The organism is Streptacidiphilus alkalitolerans, assembly GCF_042511045.1.
Classification (GTDB): Bacteria; Actinomycetota; Actinomycetes; order Streptomycetales; family Streptomycetaceae; genus Streptacidiphilus; species Streptacidiphilus alkalitolerans.
In genome coordinates, this window is sequence record NZ_JBHEZX010000018.1 from 1 (window position 1) to 15947 (window position 15947).

Below are 15947 nucleotides of genomic sequence, written 5' to 3' on the forward strand. Positions count from 1 at the left end.
CGCTCAACCTCGGCGGCCTGGAAGGCGGCAGTGCCCCCTTCCAGATCAGCGCCGGCGCACTGGCGGACGACAACACCGACAACGCCACCCAGATCGCCGCGGCCGGCAACACCAGCGGACAGGGCACCGGCCTGCCCGACCTGCTCGCCACTATCAACAACCGGCTCTTCCTGTTCTACTCGACCACCCCGTACGGCTACAGCGACCCGAGCGACTTCGGCCTGTGCGCCGGCGGCTGCAACGTCCTGACCGGCCTCAACACCCCCGACGGCACCCAGGACTGGAACAGCTGGACCCTGGCCACCACCCAGCTGCCCACCGGCACCGCCCTCTACCTGTGGAACCGCACCACCGGTGACCTGGACCTGTGGACCGGCCTCGCACTGGACCCCACAGGCACCACCCTCACCACAACCGGCCAGTACACCGTCGCCGGCGGCTGGAACACCGGCAAGACCCGCATCCTGCAGGCCGCCGACCTCGCCGGCACCGGCATCCCCGACCTGTGGGCCACCGACCCCGCCACCGGCACCAGCACCGCCTACCTGCCCGCCAACCTGGCCAACAACCCCACCCTCACCACCACGACCACCGCAACCACCACCGCCAACCACGCCTGGGACTTCCAGGACATCGGCACCAACACCGCAGGCAGCACCCTCACCAGCACCATCGACAGCATCGGCACCCAGAACCTCACCGGCACCACCGGCACCGTCTGGGACACCGGCGACGCCTTCGCCCCCGACGCACTCCTGAACACCAACGCCGACGGCACCACCCCCACCACAGGCGGCACCGGACACCTGGCCTCAGCTAGCGCTGTAGTGAGCATGGCCGCCTCCTTCACCGTCTCCGCGTGGGTCAAACCCACCACGATGGGAGGCGTCGTCCTGTCCCAGGTCGGCAGCTACGGCTCAGGCTTCATCCTCTACCCCACCCCCACCGGCTGGGAATTCTGCATGGAGACCGCCGACAACAGCAGTTCCACCTACGACTGCGCGATCGGCGCCACCGTCAACCTCCAGTCCTGGGCCTACCTCACCGCCACCTACAACGCCACCTCCAAAGCCATGACGCTATACGTGAACGGCCTGCCCGTCGCCGGCGCCACCCACACCCCCGTCGCCGGCTTCACCGGCAAGCTCCAGATCGGCGACCAGCTCTACAAGGGCGCCTACGCCTCCTTCTTCACCGGCTCCCTGTCCAACATCGAGACCTGGAACCGAGAGCTCACCGCCACGCAGGCGGCCACCCTGGCCGGAGATCCCGGATACGTACCCGCCACCGCCGGCCAGTGGAAGCTCAACGACGCCACCGGCACCGTCGCCGCCGACACCTCCAACGGTGCCCATCCCGCCACCCTCGCCGGCGGCGCCACCTGGACCTCGGACTCAACCCTTCCGGGTGAGGCCCTGGCCCTCAACGGCTCCACCGGCTACGCCGCAACGAGCGCCAATGTTCTGGACACAAGCAAGAGCCACACCGTCTCCGCCTGGGTCAAACTCAACAGCACCAGCGCCAATTCGACCTTCGTCTCCCAGTCCGACACCGCCGGCAACGAGAACGGCTTCCAGCTGTACTACTCCGCCACCGCAGCCGCCTGGGGCTTCAACCGGATCAACGACGACACCACCACAGCCGCCTTCACCCCGATCTACGGACCCACCACCGGACCCGACGCCCCCCATGCCGGCGCCTGGGCCCAGCTCACCGGCGTCTACGACGCCAGCACCAAACGGATGTACCTGTACGTCAACGGCACCCTCGTCAGCTCCGGCCAATACACCGGCACCACCTGGAACGCAGCCGGGAACCTTCAGATCGGCCGACGCCTCTACCAGGGCGCATACGGCGAGAACGCCAGCGCCAACCTCAGCCAGGTCCGTGTGTGGAACTCCGCCTTCACCCCCGACCAGGCAAGCGCCCTGTACCTGCAAGGTCACTGATCCCCAACGAGCCCGTACCCTGAGGTCCGAAACGCCACTGGCGAACGGATCCCGCCAGTCGGATTGACTGGCCAGCACCACAGGCAGAGGGTCGCCCCGGCAGCAACTACTGCCGGGGCCACACCCTGCCCCCTCAGGCCAGCTACGCGCGAGACGACGCTGCGGACGCAGGGACGAAGAACCACTTCAGAGAGGGATCGACCAACGGGGCGGAACACCCTGTTCACCGGTAACCGACGACTCCCACGCCTGCCGCTGAGCAATCTGACGGCAGTACAGCAGACCGTCCCCCGCCCGCGCGACGTCAGCGAGCACTTCGAGGATGCGCTGGTAGTCCGAGGCAAGCACCCGTACCGACACCTCTTCTTCGCACCGCGACCACCATCCTCGGTGCCACCGCCTGCTCCGCGCCATGCGATCGGCTGGCAACCTCGCCAGCAACTGCGACCGCGGCGGCCACTCCCGGGCGATCATCGCCTGCCGCGAGCCGATTGCCGACGTGCCGGAGGGCGGGGTTGTCGTCGAGGTCGCATGCACGTTGCTTGTCGTAGTAGCGGCGGGTCACGGGGGCACCGGTGCGCACCTGATGGAGGCCACTCATCGAGTCTCACTTACCAAACCGACGGAAACCCCATCAGGGGTTGCCGGTGAGGGTGGCGATCAAGCCAGGGAGCACGACCAGCAGAGCGAGGCCGCTGAGGATCATGAGGAAGGCACCGACCTTGCGAGTCTTGCCGAAGACGAGGAGCCGGCCGACGTCTTGGCCTTTGGCCATCGCCGCCCCGACAATGGCGCGGTTGCGGGCGGCGTAGTGGGAGCCGATGCCTCGGATATCAGCGAACAGGACCAGACCGAAGCCGAAGGCGCCAAGCATAAGCAGCGCGAATATCTCGAAAAAGATCAGCACGGCTAGAGAGTTCCAGGCCCACTGCCTGTTGTCCATCCCCCTTCCGGAGTCCCTCGACCGGCACCACCGCGGGCCGCACCCGAACCCACCCGCCGAGTACCAGCTGTGAGGGCAGCCGTCCTGAACCGGGGCTGGATGCACGTTAGACCTCGACGACTTCGCCATCGACACGGCCAGCAGCACATGGCCTGCCCCGGCTGCCACACCGTCGCGCTGCCCGAGCCGTTGAACGGCGCGTGCAGCGCATGCACTCTTCACCGACCAGTGCACCGCAACCCCCTACGCCAGCGCTGCACAACAGTAGAAACCGGTCGGCTCCTCACCGTCCGCCCGCACCACGGCCACCTCGCGGCCCGCCGCCAGGCCGCCACAGGCCCTGAATGGCAGGCCGCCTACCGGCGGTGGAGACCACTGGTGGCATGCACCGCGGCCCTCAACCTACGAACCCTGATCGATCTCGGAGACACCCACACCAACGGCACCCGGACCCTCACCCCAGCCACCACAAAGGCCAAGGGGCCGCCCGGCCAACCGCCGGACAGCCCCCGCAACACGATCCTCATCAGTTTCTAGTGGTGGTGTGCGACCAGGGGGATGACGGTGCTGCTGACCGTCTGCGGGGCATCGGAGAAGACGACCAGGTAGTTGCGACCGCCGCTCGCCGCGCCGAGCTTGAGCTTGCCGTGCGGTGGCGTGAGGACGTAGTGGGCGCTGGCGTGGGCGGGCAGGGTGGCTGGCCCGCTGGTGGCGGTCCAGAAGGTCCAGGCGTCGGTGCCGTAGCGGTAGGTGAAGTGCGGGGTGATCGCAGCGTTCGTGCGGTTGGTGACCGTGAGGTCCACCGATGTCAGGGTGCGCCCGGTGGACGCGGCCCAGTGCGCGGTGGCGTGCATGCGCAGGGGCGCCGTGGAGGTGGCGGCGATCGCGGTGCTGGCAGTCGCCGGGACCAGCAGCGCGCCGGCCAGCAGCACCCGGGCGGTGCGCGAGCGCAGCAGGCGCGGCAGACGCGGTTGCCACGCGTGGCTGAAGGCGGACATCGGGACGGTGGCTGCCGCGGCGATCCACAACGGTGTCATCAGGACGTAGTAGCCGTCCTGGGAGCGGATCTCCAGGTAGAACGCGAGCCAGGGCAGCACCGTGACGGCCGCGCCCAGGCGGCGGACGAACAGCACGGTCGCGGCGAGCAGGCCGAGCAGGAGCAGGTCGCCGGCGTAGGCGTAGTAGCCCAGGCGGCTGCTGCCGGAGGTCAGGTAGTAGGAGATGCCCATCAGGCCCTGGCCGTGGGGCACCGCGTGCTGGGAGAACGGCAGCAGCATGCCCTTGACCAGCCCGACGGGCTCGGTGACCAGGCAGAAAGCGTCGGCAATGATCCAGCCCAGCACGGCCAGGCCGGTGTAGCGGGCCACCACCGCAAGGGCGGAACGCGGTCCCAGTTCGCCGCGGCGCAGCGCGTACAGGGTGACCAGGAGGAAGGGGGCCAGGAACCATGGCAGTTGCTGCGCGCCGCAGGCCACGCCCAGGCACAGGGCTGCGATGGTGCCGCGGCGCCCCAGCCGCCCGCCCTGGCCGGTCAGGTGGAACCGGACGATGACCGGGACCAGGAAGAACAGGGCGATCAGCGCGGGGTAGCCGTCGCGGGCGTAGCTGGGCAGCACGCCGAGGCTCAGGCAGGTCAGGGTGGCCAGCGAGCGCCACTGCGCGGGCAGCATGATCCACAGCAGGACGGCGGTGGCGATCAGGAAGGCGGTGGTGACCAGGGTCGCGCTGGCGGTGGAGTGCCACAGGGCGTGGACCGGCGCGGTCAGCAGCGCCGACAGCGGGGGGTAGGCGTAGGTGTAGTCGCCGCCGCCGCTCATGGTGGGGGTCAGGACCACGTGTTTGAACACCCACGGCCAGGACTGGCCGTAGATGGGGTGCCCGTGCAGGACCTGCGTGGCGGCCTGCGCGGTCAACTGGCCCTCGTCGGTGCCGGCGTGGTTGAGGTAGTACTGGCACAGCACGATCACGATCGCGAGCAGCAGCACCGCCAGGTCGATGCGCGTCAGCGCGCGACGCGTGCGCGCGGTCAGCGCGAGCACACCGCAGGCCATCAGGCCCGCGTAGCTGCAGGTCACCACGAACGCCAGGTGCGGCGAGGGGCCCTCGATCCCGTTCCACAACGGGCGGATACCGGTGAACAGGCCGATCACCGCCAGCACCGTCAACACCCGGTGCCACGCCTGGACGTCCCCCTGCTCAGGGTGCGGGCCTCGGGTCTGGTCCGACCCGACAGGCAGGGGCAGGTCCGAGGCCCCGAGCGCGATAGTCGACGTGCCGATACTCATGAGTGCTTTCCTGTCGGAGCTGCGCGGAGCGCACACTGTAACCCGACGCATGGAAGGCACTGCACCGGGGTCCGCAGAATAGTCGTCTCCGAGCCTGGGGCACCCTTGACGTCCACAAACTGGCCTCTCCGACCCCAAGGGCAATATGGTGCGTTTTGTCGATCTGACTCGACCAGGTGGTACCACGGAGCGCATCCAGGTTGCTCGGCGCGATCGCGCCCCTAACCCTACAACCGCATCTCGGCGTGACCATGGGCGTGGATGTTCGTAGATTTTGGCTGTGCGTATATGAACTGACGGTTGAACAGTTCGAGCCGTAGTCCGAGGGGATAGCCGAGTTCCATGCCCGGTTCGCCCCGCATTTTAACCTGGGCTATCTGCACGAGTTGCTTGCCGATCAGCAGAAGTGGATCTTACCGGCAGGAGCCTGCCCACGCCCGGTCGCGGCGGCCGACGGGCAGGACGGGGGCCAGGCGTCTTGGAGGGCCGCCCGAGGCACCGGCCGAATCTGCGCTTCACCGTTGTCACCATCGATCGTACAGCTGGCCTGACTGCGATCGAGCAGATCACGGACACCTGGGCTGCGGCTCTTGGGGGTGGAGTGGTGGTTCGGCAACGGAGTCGGCACAGGCCCCTCCCACCGAGCGGGTCAGCGTGCTGATCCAGATGAAGATGCCCGCGAGGGTGGATCTTCAGAGCAGATCGAGGCCAATGATCAATAAATTTACCAGGCCTCCGACATCTGCCATTCGAAGCAATCGGGACAGAGTCCTCCATTTACGAGGAACTCTTTAACAGCCCGACCGGAAAATCCCTGTTGATCCCTACCAGAAGCTCGTGATCGGGGTATCCAGAAGGGAGTAACGGGCGATCGCAAGAATGAAGCTGCGCCATGTTGTGATACATAGAACCCGCAAGGAGCGCGTCAATCAGAAAGTCGACTTCAATGGCGTCGCCGGGCACTTCGGGCACCTTTCCGTGCTCTCGCAAGTAACGCACCTCTACGCGATTCTGTGCCATCCAACTCCTCCGTGTGTTTGCGAGTCCCAACCACCCTCAGGACGGCGGCAACGTTCCCCAGCCGCCGGCAAGCTTCACCCTGGTCATGATGCCGCGTCCACTGCTCGTCGGGAACGGCAGGTGTTCCGCCGAGAAATACCCGGGCGGCCTGCTCCTCGGACGTGCGCGAGTCGCGAAGCTGGGCCACCTGCTCCTTGAACCGCGCGAAGCTCGTCAGCTTGGCGCACTCCAGCCAAGGGCAGGGGGGCGTTGTCCGCAAGGGCGAACTACAGCCACAGCAGCGCTTCAGACGCGTGGTGCAGCAACACCTCGGCCTCGGCAGAGACGAAAACCTGGTGGGCCTGCTCGTCGTATTCCGTGACGACTTGGCCATGCAAGCTCCTCACGTGCTGCCCTGACCCTAAGTCACCCGAATTGCCCGGCGCACCGGATATTCCGATCCGGCAACCGCCCGCAGCCGCTGGACCGTGCGCCCGCCACGTCGGCACCCTGCAACGATTCCTGGGGACGCGCCAACCAGGGGCATCGCTGCGCTGCCGATACTTGCTGATATCGGCGACCGCCGACTCCCCCTGCCCTCCAAAGGACAACGAGTAGAACCGCGGGCAGCGAACCCAATCAAACAGATCAGGCGACGGACATCCGGCGACTTTTCCGAAGCGCCGAGGCGGTGAGGCGACGACTGAGGGAAGATGCCATGCGGGCGCGGTACTTCCAAAAGATCATGGGCGTAGGACACCTTGGACCCGGATACCGTGCCCGCCAGCTCATTCAGGAAGAACTATCCCGGCCTTAAGAGCCAGCAAAGACGAGCCTGCGGAACGGAATGGAAGACCGCGACCATCGCTCGTCGCCACCTGCAAGCGACCCGAAATCCAGCGGTCCCATCACGCGCCACCTTGAGCCGCGACAAAAGGATGCGGACAGACTCAGGCGCGTCCCCTCGCGCCTGAGGCGGGAACGCCAGCAGCGCTCGCGTCGGATCTCGCCGACAGTCGGCGACCACGGGGGGATACTGCCTTGGCGGGACCCCGACGCGTTGAGAGACTGCCTGTCGTAGGTCGGCACCAGGTCGGCACGGGTACCCGCATCGCCCGGTATGTACCGGTATCAACAGGGAGAGTGGTCCAGTCGTGAAACACCCCCTGACCTGCGGAAACGCCGGTCATGGATCTTACGCCGGAGGCCGGTCGGTGAACTTCCAGTTCACCGGGCAGCGCTTCTTCCGGATCAGGAACGGCAAGCTGGCCGGCCAGCTGAAGGACGTCGCCTACCAGGCCACCACCACCGACTTCTGGGGCTCGATGGAGGCCGTGGGCGGCCCGCAGACCTATGTCCTCGGCGGGGCCTTCAACTGCGGCAAGGCGCAGCCGGGCCAGGTCGCGGCGGTGTCCCACGGCTGCCCTTCCGCCCTGTTCCGCAACGTCAATGTGCTCAACACGCAGCAGGAGGCCGGTCGCTGATGTCTTCTCCCTCAGAAATCGTCGAACGCGCGCTGGCGCTGTCCCGCACCGACGGCTGTGTGGTGATCGCCGACGAGGAGTCCAACGCCAATCTGCGCTGGGCCGGGAACGCGCTGACCACCAACGGGGTGACCCGGGGGCGGACGCTCACCGTGATCGCCACGGTGGACGGCCGGGAGGGGACCTCCTCCGGCGTGGTCTCGCGCGAGGCGGTGACCCGGGACGAGCTGGAGCCGCTGGTACGGGCCGCCGAGGCGGCGGCCCGCCAGGCGGACCCCGCCGAGGACGCGCAGCCGCTGGTCCAGCCCTACGGCCCGGCGTCCGCGGACTTCACCGCGGAGCCGGCCGAGACCTCGATCGAGGTGTTCGGCGCGTTCGCCCCGGCGCTCGGCGAGTCCTTCGCCCGGGCCCGCAAGAGCGGACGGCTGCTGTACGGCTTCGCCAACCACTCGGTGACCAGCAGCTACCTGGGCAGCTCGACCGGCCTGCGGCTGCGGCACGACCAGCCGACCGGCCTGGTCGAGCTCAACGCCAAGACCGGCGACCTGGCTGCCTCGGCCTGGGCCGGAGCGGCCACCCGCGACTTCACCGACGTGGACCCGGCCGCGCTGGAGGAGGAGCTCTCGCAGCGGCTCGGCTGGGCCGAGCGCCGAATCGAGCTGCCGGCCGGGCGCTACGAGACGCTGCTGCCGCCGTCGGCGCTGGCCGACCTGATGATCTACCTGACCTGGTCGGCGGGCGGGCGGGACGCGGCCGAGGGCCAGACCGTGTTCTCCAGGGCCGGGGGCAGCACCCGGGTCGGCGAGCGGCTGTCCCCGCTGCCGCTGACCCTGCGCAGCGACCCCGGCTACCCGGGTCTCGAGGCGGCGCCGTTCGTGCTGACGCACTCCTCCGGCGGGGACTCCTCCACCTTCGACAACGGGCTGCCGCTGGAGCCCACGGACTGGATCAGGGACGGCGAGCTGGCGAACCTGCTGACCACCCGCCACTCGGCCGGGCTGACCGGACTGCCGGTGCGCCCCGGCCAGGACAACCTGGTCATGGAGGGCGGCAGCGGGGCCACGCTGGCGGAGATGGTAGCCGGCACCGAGCGCGGGCTGCTGCTGACCTGCCTCTGGTACATCCGCGAGGTGGACCCGGCGACGCTGCTGCTCACCGGGCTGACCAGGGACGGCGTCTACCTGGTGGAGAACGGCGAGGTCACCGGGGCGGTCAACAACTTCCGCTTCAACGAGTCGCCGGTGGACCTGCTGGGCCGGATCACCGAGGCCGGGCGGACCGAGCGCTGCCTGCCCCGGGAGTGGAGCGACTACTTCACCCGGGCGGCGATGCCGCCGGTGCGGATCCCCGACTTCCACATGAGTTCGGTCAGCCAGGCGTCCTGACGGGGCGTCAGGGGCGGGTGAGCGCTGCCGGGGCATCCCGGAGGAGAAATCCTTCGAAACCGGGTGCCCCGGCGGCTCCGGGCGAACCACCCCGGCGTACCGTGACGACATGGGGAAGTCGAAGGACAAGGCCGGCGGAGTCGTCCGGATCACCGGTGCGCGTTCCAGCCTGAGCGAGGACGTACGCGGCCGGCAGCGCCGCTACATGATCGCGATGGCGGTGCGGACGCTGTGCGTGATCCTGGCCGTGGTGCTCTGGAAGGAGTCCCGGATAGTCGCGATCGTCATGCTGGTCGGCGGGATCTTCATCCCCTATGTCGCCGTGGTGATCGCCAACGCCGGGCGGGAGAACACCCCCCGGATGCCGGAGACCTTCATCGGCCACCAGCCGCAACCCATGATCGAGCCCGCGCCCGACATCGTGGCCGACGCCGCGAAGTAACGGATTTGCGGGCTTCTCCCAGAGATTTCCCAGCCTTAACGGACTCCTAAGTCACAGGGCATCAGGATTCCTGGGAACGGCTGCTGCCAGCCCTTTCTCCGTGCCATACTTCGAGCGTTCCGCCCCCCGTCGGAACAACGATGGACCGATGCCGGGCAGCTCCCCCCGTGGCCGCCCGGCATCACCCATGTCCGGGCCCAGTGTCCTGGGAGCGGGCTAGGGGGTGTCTGACGGATATCCGCGGATGAAGGAGCGGGGTCCGGTGCGTGCGATCGCAAGGCGGCGGAGCGCCCTTGTAGCGGAGCTACCAGGGCGGTTCGCCAACGCGGCGAGCAGGGGGCACCTCCCGGCCGAAGGCTGGGGGAGCGTGCCGGGCACCGCGACGCCGCGGAGATCCGTCAGACACCCCCTAGGCGTCGCGGTCGGAGCCGGGCGGCTGGACCCAGTCGGCGAGCGGGACGGTGTCCTTGAGGAACCCGCGCAGGTCGAGAAACTGCGCGAGGTGCTCCTTGTGCTCCGCGCAGGCGAGCCAGGTCTTGAGGCGCTCGGGGGTGTGCAGCTTGGGGTTGTTCCAGGCCAGAACCCAGTCGGCGGCCTGACGGCAGCCCTTCGCGGAACAGTGCGGGGTCTCGGTGCTCATGTCTGGAGTGCTGCTGCCTGGAGTGCTCATGTCTGGAGTATCGCCGGTCAGCCGCCGATGGCGGACATGGGCCGGTCGGGCTGGGTGAACTCCGGATTGTCGATCCCACCCCCGGCCTTCTTCCCCCACATCGCCGCCCGCCACAACTCCGCCACCACCGCATCGTCCGCACCCCCGCGCAACGCCCCCCGCAGATCCGTCTCCTGCGTCGAGAACAAGCAATTCCGCACCTGCCCGTCCGCCGTCAACCGGGTCCGATCACACGCCCGACAGAACGGCCGCGTCACACTCGCAATCACCCCCACCCGCGCCGGACCCCCATCCGCACCCGTCCACCCCTGCACCAACCACCGCTCCGCCGGCGCAGCACCACGCCGCCCATCCGGCTCCGGCACCAGCGTGAACCGCTCACCCAGCCGCGCCAGGATCTCCTCCGCGGTCACCATGCCGGTACGGTCCCAGCCGTGCTGCGCGTCCAACGGCATCTGCTCGATGAACCGCAACTCATACCCCCGCTCCAGACACCACCCCAGCAGATCCGCCGCCTGATGGTCATTGACCCCACGCATCAACACCGCATTGACCTTCACCGGACGCAACCCCACCGCATCCGCCGCCGCCAACCCCTCGAACACCTCACCCACCCGGTCCCGCCGCGTCAACACACGAAACGTCTCCGGATCCACCGTGTCCAACGACACATTCACCCGATCCAACCCCGCACCCCGCAACGCCGACGCCGTCCGCGCCAACCCCACCCCATTGGTCGTCAACGACAACTCCGGACGCGGATCCAGCGCAGCACACGCCTCCACAATCCCCACCAAGCCCGGACGCAACAACGGCTCACCCCCCGTGAACCGCACCTCCCGCACACCCAACTCACCGACCGCGATCCCCACCAACCGCACAATCTCCGCATCCGACAACAACGACGGCTTCGGCAACCACGCCAACCCCTGCTCCGGCATGCAATACGTACACCGCAAATTACAACGATCGGTCAGCGACACCCGCAGATCCACTGCACGACGCCCGAATGTATCGATCAGCACGGCGGCCACCTCCCTGGGGTTGATCTCGTTGGGTTGATCCCCAGCGTAGTCCGAAGCGGTCCCGGCCCCGCCCGCTACCGGGAGCGGGGGTCGGTCGTTGTGCTGGGTGAACCCCTTCGAATGCGCACCGTCCCTGCGGGACAGCTGCGGAGGTCCGCTGTGCCCACGAACCACCTGCGCCACCACGCCGGCTCCGGCCCCGGACCCGGCAGGGAGCCCTTCGGCTCGGTCACCCTGGAGCGGCCGATCGCCGCCGTTCCGCCGCCCGCGACCGTGCGGCATCCGCCGACGGTGGCGCTGGGGCCGTCCGTGCCGATGCCGGTCCTCAGCTTCGAGTCGTTGCGGCGACTGCCCTAGGGGCTGCCACAGCCGGGGGCGGCCCGTCCAGGTGGCAGATCTCACCGGTGCCGGTCGGGAGCGGCGTGCGGGGGCTGTGCCAGGCTGGATTCCGTGACCAAGAGCACTCCTGACCCCCGTGACCCGCTCGGCTTCGACGATCTGCTGGACCAGGAGGAGCTGGCCGTCCGCGACACCGTCCGCGCCTGGTGCGCGGACCGGGTGCTGCCGCACATCGCCGACTGGTACGAGCGCGGCGAGCTGACCGAGGTGCGCGAGCTGGCCCGGGAGCTGGGCGCGATCGGGGCGCTGGGCATGCACCTGGAGGGCTACGGCTGCGCCGGCGCCTCCGCGGTGCAGTACGGGCTGGCCTGCCTGGAGCTGGAGGCGGCGGACTCGGGGCTGCGCTCGCTGGTCTCGGTGCAGGGCTCGCTGGCCATGTACGCGATCCACCGCTGGGGCTCGGAGGAGCACCGGCTGCGGTGGCTGCCGGGGATGGCCGCGGGCGAGGTCATCGGCTGCTTCGGGCTGACCGAGCCGGACCACGGCTCCGACCCGGCGTCCATGCGGACCCGCGCCAAGCGGGACGGCTCGGACTGGGTCCTCAACGGCCGCAAGATGTGGATCACCAATGGTTCGGTGGCCGGTGTCGCGGTGGTCTGGGCGCAGACCGACGAGGCCGACGGGGGTTCGGGCGTCCGCGGCTTCGTCGTGCCGACCGACACCCCCGGCTTCTCGGCCCCCGAGATCAAGCACAAGGCCTCGCTGCGCGCCTCGGTCACCAGCGAGCTGGTGCTGGAGGACGTACGGCTGCCCGCCGACGCGGCACTGCCCGGGGTCCGCGGTCTGAAGGGCCCGCTGAGCTGCCTCAACCAGGCCCGCTACGGCATCGTCTGGGGTGCGCTGGGGGCGGCCCGCAGCTGCCTGGAGGCCGCCCGTGAGTACAGCATCAGCCGGGTCCAGTTCGGCCGTCCGATCGGCGGCTTCCAGCTCACCCAGGCCAAGCTGGCCGACATGTCGTTGGAGCTCAACAAGGGCCTGCTGCTGGCGCTGCACCTGGGCCGCCGGATGGACGCCGGGACGCTGCGCCCGGAGCAGGTCAGCTACGGCAAGCTCAACAACGTCCGCGAGGCCATCGAGATCGCCCGGACCTCGCGGACCATCCTGGGCGCGAACGGCATCAGCTTCGAGTACCCGGTGATGCGGCACGCCGCCAACCTGGAGAGCGTGCTGACCTACGAGGGCACGGTGGAGATGCACCAGCTGGTCATCGGGCAGCTGCTGACCGGCCAGTCCGCCTTCCGCTAGAAGGTGATCTTCACCTTCAGCGCCGTGCGCTCGTCCATCGCCAGGTAGCCGCCGGGGACGCCGTCCAGGTCGACCGTGGCGTCGAACACCGGGGCAGGGTCGATCCGGCCGGACAGGACGTCGGCGAGCAGTTCGGGGATGTAGGCGCGGGCCGGGGCGACGCCGCCGCGCAGCGAGATGTTGCGGTCGAACATCTGGCCGATGTCCACGCCCGCGCTGCCGCCGTGCGGCACGCCGACGTAGCCCACCGCGCCGCCGTCGCGGGTGATGGAGACGGCCGTGCGCATCGACTCCTCGGTGCCCACCGCCTCCAGCACCGCGTGGGCGCCGACGCCGCCGGTGAGCGCCCGGACCGCCTCCACCGCCTCCTCGCCGCGGGCCGCGACGATGTCGGTGGCGCCGAACTTCTGCGCGATGGCGGTCCTGGCCTGGTGCCGGCCCAGGGCGATGATCCGGCCCGCGCCCAGCCGCTGGGCGGCGAGCACCCCGCACAGCCCGACCGCGCCGTCGCCGACCACGGCGACCGTCGCGCCGGGACGCACCCCGGCGGCGAGGGCGGCGTGGTGGCCGGTCGACATCACGTCAGAAAGCGCCAGCAGCCCGGTCAGCAGCTGCGGGTCGCCCGCGGCCTCCTTGGGCAGCTGGACCAGCGTGCCGTCGGCGAAGGGGACCCGGACCGCCTCGCCCTGGCCGCCGTCCGAGCCGGGGGTGCCCCAGAAGCCGCCGTGCGGGCAGGAGGTGTAGAGGCCCTCGGCGCAGAACTCGCAGACCCCGTCCGACCACACGAACGGCGCGACCACCAGGTCGCCCGGCCGGAATCCGGTGACCTCGGCGCCGACCTCCTCGACCACGCCCAGGAACTCATGTCCGATCCGCTGCCCTGGCTCGCGCTTGGCGACCCCCCGGTAGGCCCACAGGTCGCTGCCGCAGATACAGGCCAGGACGGTGCGGACGACCGCGTCGGTGGGTCGGCGGATCGCCGCGTCGGGGACCTCCTCGACGCGGATGTCGTGGGGGCCCTGGATGACGGTGGCACGCATGGGGTCTCTTCTCGGTGACGAACGGACTGACGAACGGGGTGACGAAGGGAACGTATGGGGATCAACTCCCGTCCCCACCCTATTCCCGACGGTGTGCACGGGCTGTCGGAGGCGGCCCGTATTCTGGACGACCATGGAAGCGACCCGGCTCGAAGCCGTCCTTGAGCAGCGCCCCGGATATCCCTATCCGGAGGGCGGCTGGGCCGTCGTGGACGTCGAGACGACCGGGCTCGGCCGGACCGACCGGATCGTCTCGGTCGGCGTCTACCGCCTCGACCCGCGCGGGGAGGTGCAGGATCACTGGTACACCCCGGTCAACCCCGGGCGCGATCCGGGACCGGTCTGGATCCACGGGCTGACCAGCGAGCACCTGGCCGGCGCCCCGACCTTCCCGGAGATCGCCGAGACCCTGTCCGAGCAGTTGGACGGCCGGGTGCTGGTGGCGCACAACGCCCTGTTCGACTGGTCGATGATCTCCCGCGAGTACGCCCGGATGGGTGGCCGGGCCCCGGTCGAGCAGCGGCTCTGCACCATCGTGCTGGCCCGGGACCTGCGGCTGCCGCTGGCGAACCACCGGCTCGGCACCCTGGCCGGGCACTTCGGGGTGATCCCGCGCCAGGCGCACCACGCGCTGGACGACGCCCGGGTGCTGGCCGAGGTGTTCCGGCCCAGCCTGCGGCTGGCGGCGGACGCGGACCTGCGGCTGCCGCTGCACACTTGCGTCCCGCTGGCCGACCTGGGGGACGAGGAGGACGGCGGCGGGTCCGGGAGCAGCGCCTCCGGCCCGCGCGGCGGGGGCTGGAACTCCTACCGGCCGGCCCGGCGCCGGCCCGCCTGCCCCTACCCCAACCCGGGGCGCTGGCAGCCGGACCAGCCGCTGGTGCAGGGGATGCGGGTGGCGATCAGCGGCGACACCGCGACCGACCGCGAGGTGCTGGAGGACCGGGTGGCCGAGGCCGGGCTGCACGTGGCGACCTCGGTGAGCAGCAGGACCAGCCTGCTGGTCACCAATGAGCGGGGCGGCTGGACCACCAAGGCCCGGCGGGCCCGCGAGGTGGGCACCCCGGTGGTGGACGAGGCGGCGTTCCTGCACCTGCTCCGGTCGGTGGCGCAGCAGACGCCGCCGACCGCGGCACCCACCGCGACACCGGACCCGGCGTAAGGCGGCAAAAGGGGCGGAGGTACCGTCGAGGCGTGCGCACCATCCTGCTGACCCGGCGCTGGGTGATCCTGACTCTGGTCTTCTTCGTACTGATCCCGGTCATGTACTGGCTGGGGACCTGGCAGTTCCACCGCTACCAGCAGACCAACCAGAGCAACCAGGTGATCTCGGCCAACCTCACCGCCAAGGCCGTCCCGATGGAGTCGGTCTCCGCGCCGGGCCGGGCCGTGCCCGCGAGCGAGACCTACCGGTCCGTCACCGCGACCGGGCACTACGACCCGGCGCACCAGTTCGTGGTCCGGCACCGCACCGACGCCAACGGCGACAACATCGGCTTCTACCTGGTCACCCCGCTGGTCCTGGCGGACGGCAGGGTGGTCCTGGTGAACCGGGGCTGGATCGACCCCGGCAACACCACCGGCACCCAGTTCCCGGCCGTGCCCGGCACCCCGACCGGCACGGTGACGGTGAACGGGCGGCTGCGCCCGGACGAGACCTCGGCGAAGACCGGCATCCGCGCGGTGAAGGACCTGCCCAAGGGCCAGTTCATGCTGATCAACAGCACTGAGCAGGCCGGGAGTTCGGCCGGTCCCGTGCTGTCCGGCTACCTGGAGCTGACCTCGACCAGGCCGGCCCCGCCCAAGGGCGACTCGGCCGAGCTGGTGCCGGGCCCGAACAACACCGACAGCGACAGCATGGCCGTGGTCGGCAAGGGCGTGCACCTGCCGTACGCGATCCAGTGGTGGCTGTTCGCGCTGCTGGTGCCGATCGGCTGGGGGACGCTGCTGCGCCGGGACATCAGGGACCAGCGGCGCAAGGAGATCGTCGCGGCCAAGAAGGCCGCCTACCTTGAGTCGTTGGCCTCGGCGGGCGTCGGCGGGGAGTAGCGTCGCGCCCGGGCCCATCTGGGTGACTCTTC

At 69.6% G+C, this 15947-nt stretch carries 12 protein-coding genes and 1 pseudogene; 8 read left to right on the forward strand and 5 right to left on the reverse strand.

Annotated elements, in window-relative coordinates; genetic code table 11:
* On the forward strand, window positions 1-1949 hold a 1949-nt coding region (locus tag ACEZDG_RS30645), incomplete at its 5' end, for a LamG domain-containing protein (RefSeq protein ID WP_380515826.1).
* Window positions 1950-2583: 634 nt separating this feature from the next.
* Here the strand turns inward: ACEZDG_RS30645 and ACEZDG_RS30650 are convergent.
* The gene (locus ACEZDG_RS30650) at window positions 2584-2856 is read right to left on the reverse strand and encodes a hypothetical protein (RefSeq protein WP_380515829.1); all 273 of its coding nucleotides are present in this window, start codon (window positions 2854-2856) and stop codon (window positions 2584-2586) included.
* A 569-nt stretch (window positions 2857-3425) separates the two neighbouring features.
* Window positions 3426-5177, reverse strand: coding sequence for a hypothetical protein (locus ACEZDG_RS30655; RefSeq protein WP_380515832.1), 1752 nt, complete (start codon window positions 5175-5177; stop codon window positions 3426-3428).
* A gap of 2216 nt (window positions 5178-7393) precedes the next feature.
* Here ACEZDG_RS30655 and ACEZDG_RS30660 point away from each other — a divergent pair.
* The 3 genes and pseudogenes from ACEZDG_RS30660 to ACEZDG_RS30670 all read left to right on the forward strand — a co-directional run.
* Window positions 7394-7660 (forward strand): annotated as a pseudogene (locus ACEZDG_RS30660) (metallopeptidase TldD-related protein); the annotation flags it as partial.
* Window positions 7660-9045, forward strand: a complete 1386-nt coding sequence (locus tag ACEZDG_RS30665) for a metallopeptidase TldD-related protein (protein ID WP_380515835.1) — start codon at window positions 7660-7662, stop codon at window positions 9043-9045. The pseudogene ACEZDG_RS30660 and the gene ACEZDG_RS30665, both read left to right, overlap by 1 nt.
* Window positions 9046-9154: 109 nt before the next feature.
* On the forward strand, window positions 9155-9487 hold the full coding sequence (locus tag ACEZDG_RS30670; RefSeq protein ID WP_380515837.1) for a DUF3099 domain-containing protein: 333 nt from the start codon (window positions 9155-9157) through the stop codon (window positions 9485-9487).
* A gap of 409 nt (window positions 9488-9896) precedes the next feature.
* On the opposite strand, the gene ACEZDG_RS30675 is transcribed toward ACEZDG_RS30670, so the two are convergent.
* On the reverse strand, window positions 9897-10127 hold the full coding sequence (locus ACEZDG_RS30675; RefSeq protein ID WP_380516192.1) for a hypothetical protein: 231 nt from the start codon (window positions 10125-10127) through the stop codon (window positions 9897-9899).
* A 47-nt stretch (window positions 10128-10174) separates the two neighbouring features.
* Window positions 10175-11182: a GTP 3',8-cyclase MoaA gene (gene moaA / locus ACEZDG_RS30680; RefSeq protein ID WP_380515840.1), complete on the reverse strand. Its 1008-nt coding sequence runs from the start codon at window positions 11180-11182 to the stop codon at window positions 10175-10177.
* Window positions 11183-11341: 159 nt separating this feature from the next.
* Between moaA and ACEZDG_RS30685 the strand changes: the two genes are divergently transcribed.
* Complete coding sequence (locus ACEZDG_RS30685) at window positions 11342-11539, forward strand: hypothetical protein (protein WP_380515843.1); 198 nt, start codon at window positions 11342-11344, stop codon at window positions 11537-11539.
* A 93-nt stretch (window positions 11540-11632) separates the two neighbouring features.
* Window positions 11633-12826 (forward strand): acyl-CoA dehydrogenase family protein, encoded by a 1194-nt coding sequence (locus tag ACEZDG_RS30690; protein ID WP_380515846.1) that lies wholly within the window; start codon window positions 11633-11635, stop codon window positions 12824-12826.
* Here ACEZDG_RS30690 and ACEZDG_RS30695 read toward each other — a convergent pair.
* Window positions 12823-13866, reverse strand: a complete 1044-nt coding sequence (locus ACEZDG_RS30695) for a zinc-dependent alcohol dehydrogenase family protein (RefSeq protein WP_380515849.1) — start codon at window positions 13864-13866, stop codon at window positions 12823-12825. The two genes, ACEZDG_RS30690 and ACEZDG_RS30695, sit on opposite strands and share 4 nt — an antisense overlap.
* 133 nt (window positions 13867-13999) lie before the next feature.
* On the opposite strand from ACEZDG_RS30695, the gene ACEZDG_RS30700 reads away from it, so the two are divergent.
* Together ACEZDG_RS30700 and ACEZDG_RS30705 are read left to right on the forward strand one after the other, a co-directional pair.
* Window positions 14000-15028, forward strand: a complete 1029-nt coding sequence (locus ACEZDG_RS30700) for a DEDDh family exonuclease (RefSeq protein ID WP_380515851.1) — start codon at window positions 14000-14002, stop codon at window positions 15026-15028.
* 32 nt (window positions 15029-15060) lie between these two features.
* Window positions 15061-15915: an SURF1 family cytochrome oxidase biogenesis protein gene (locus tag ACEZDG_RS30705; RefSeq protein ID WP_380515854.1), complete on the forward strand. Its 855-nt coding sequence runs from the start codon at window positions 15061-15063 to the stop codon at window positions 15913-15915.
* Window positions 15916-15947 lie beyond the last annotated feature (32 nt).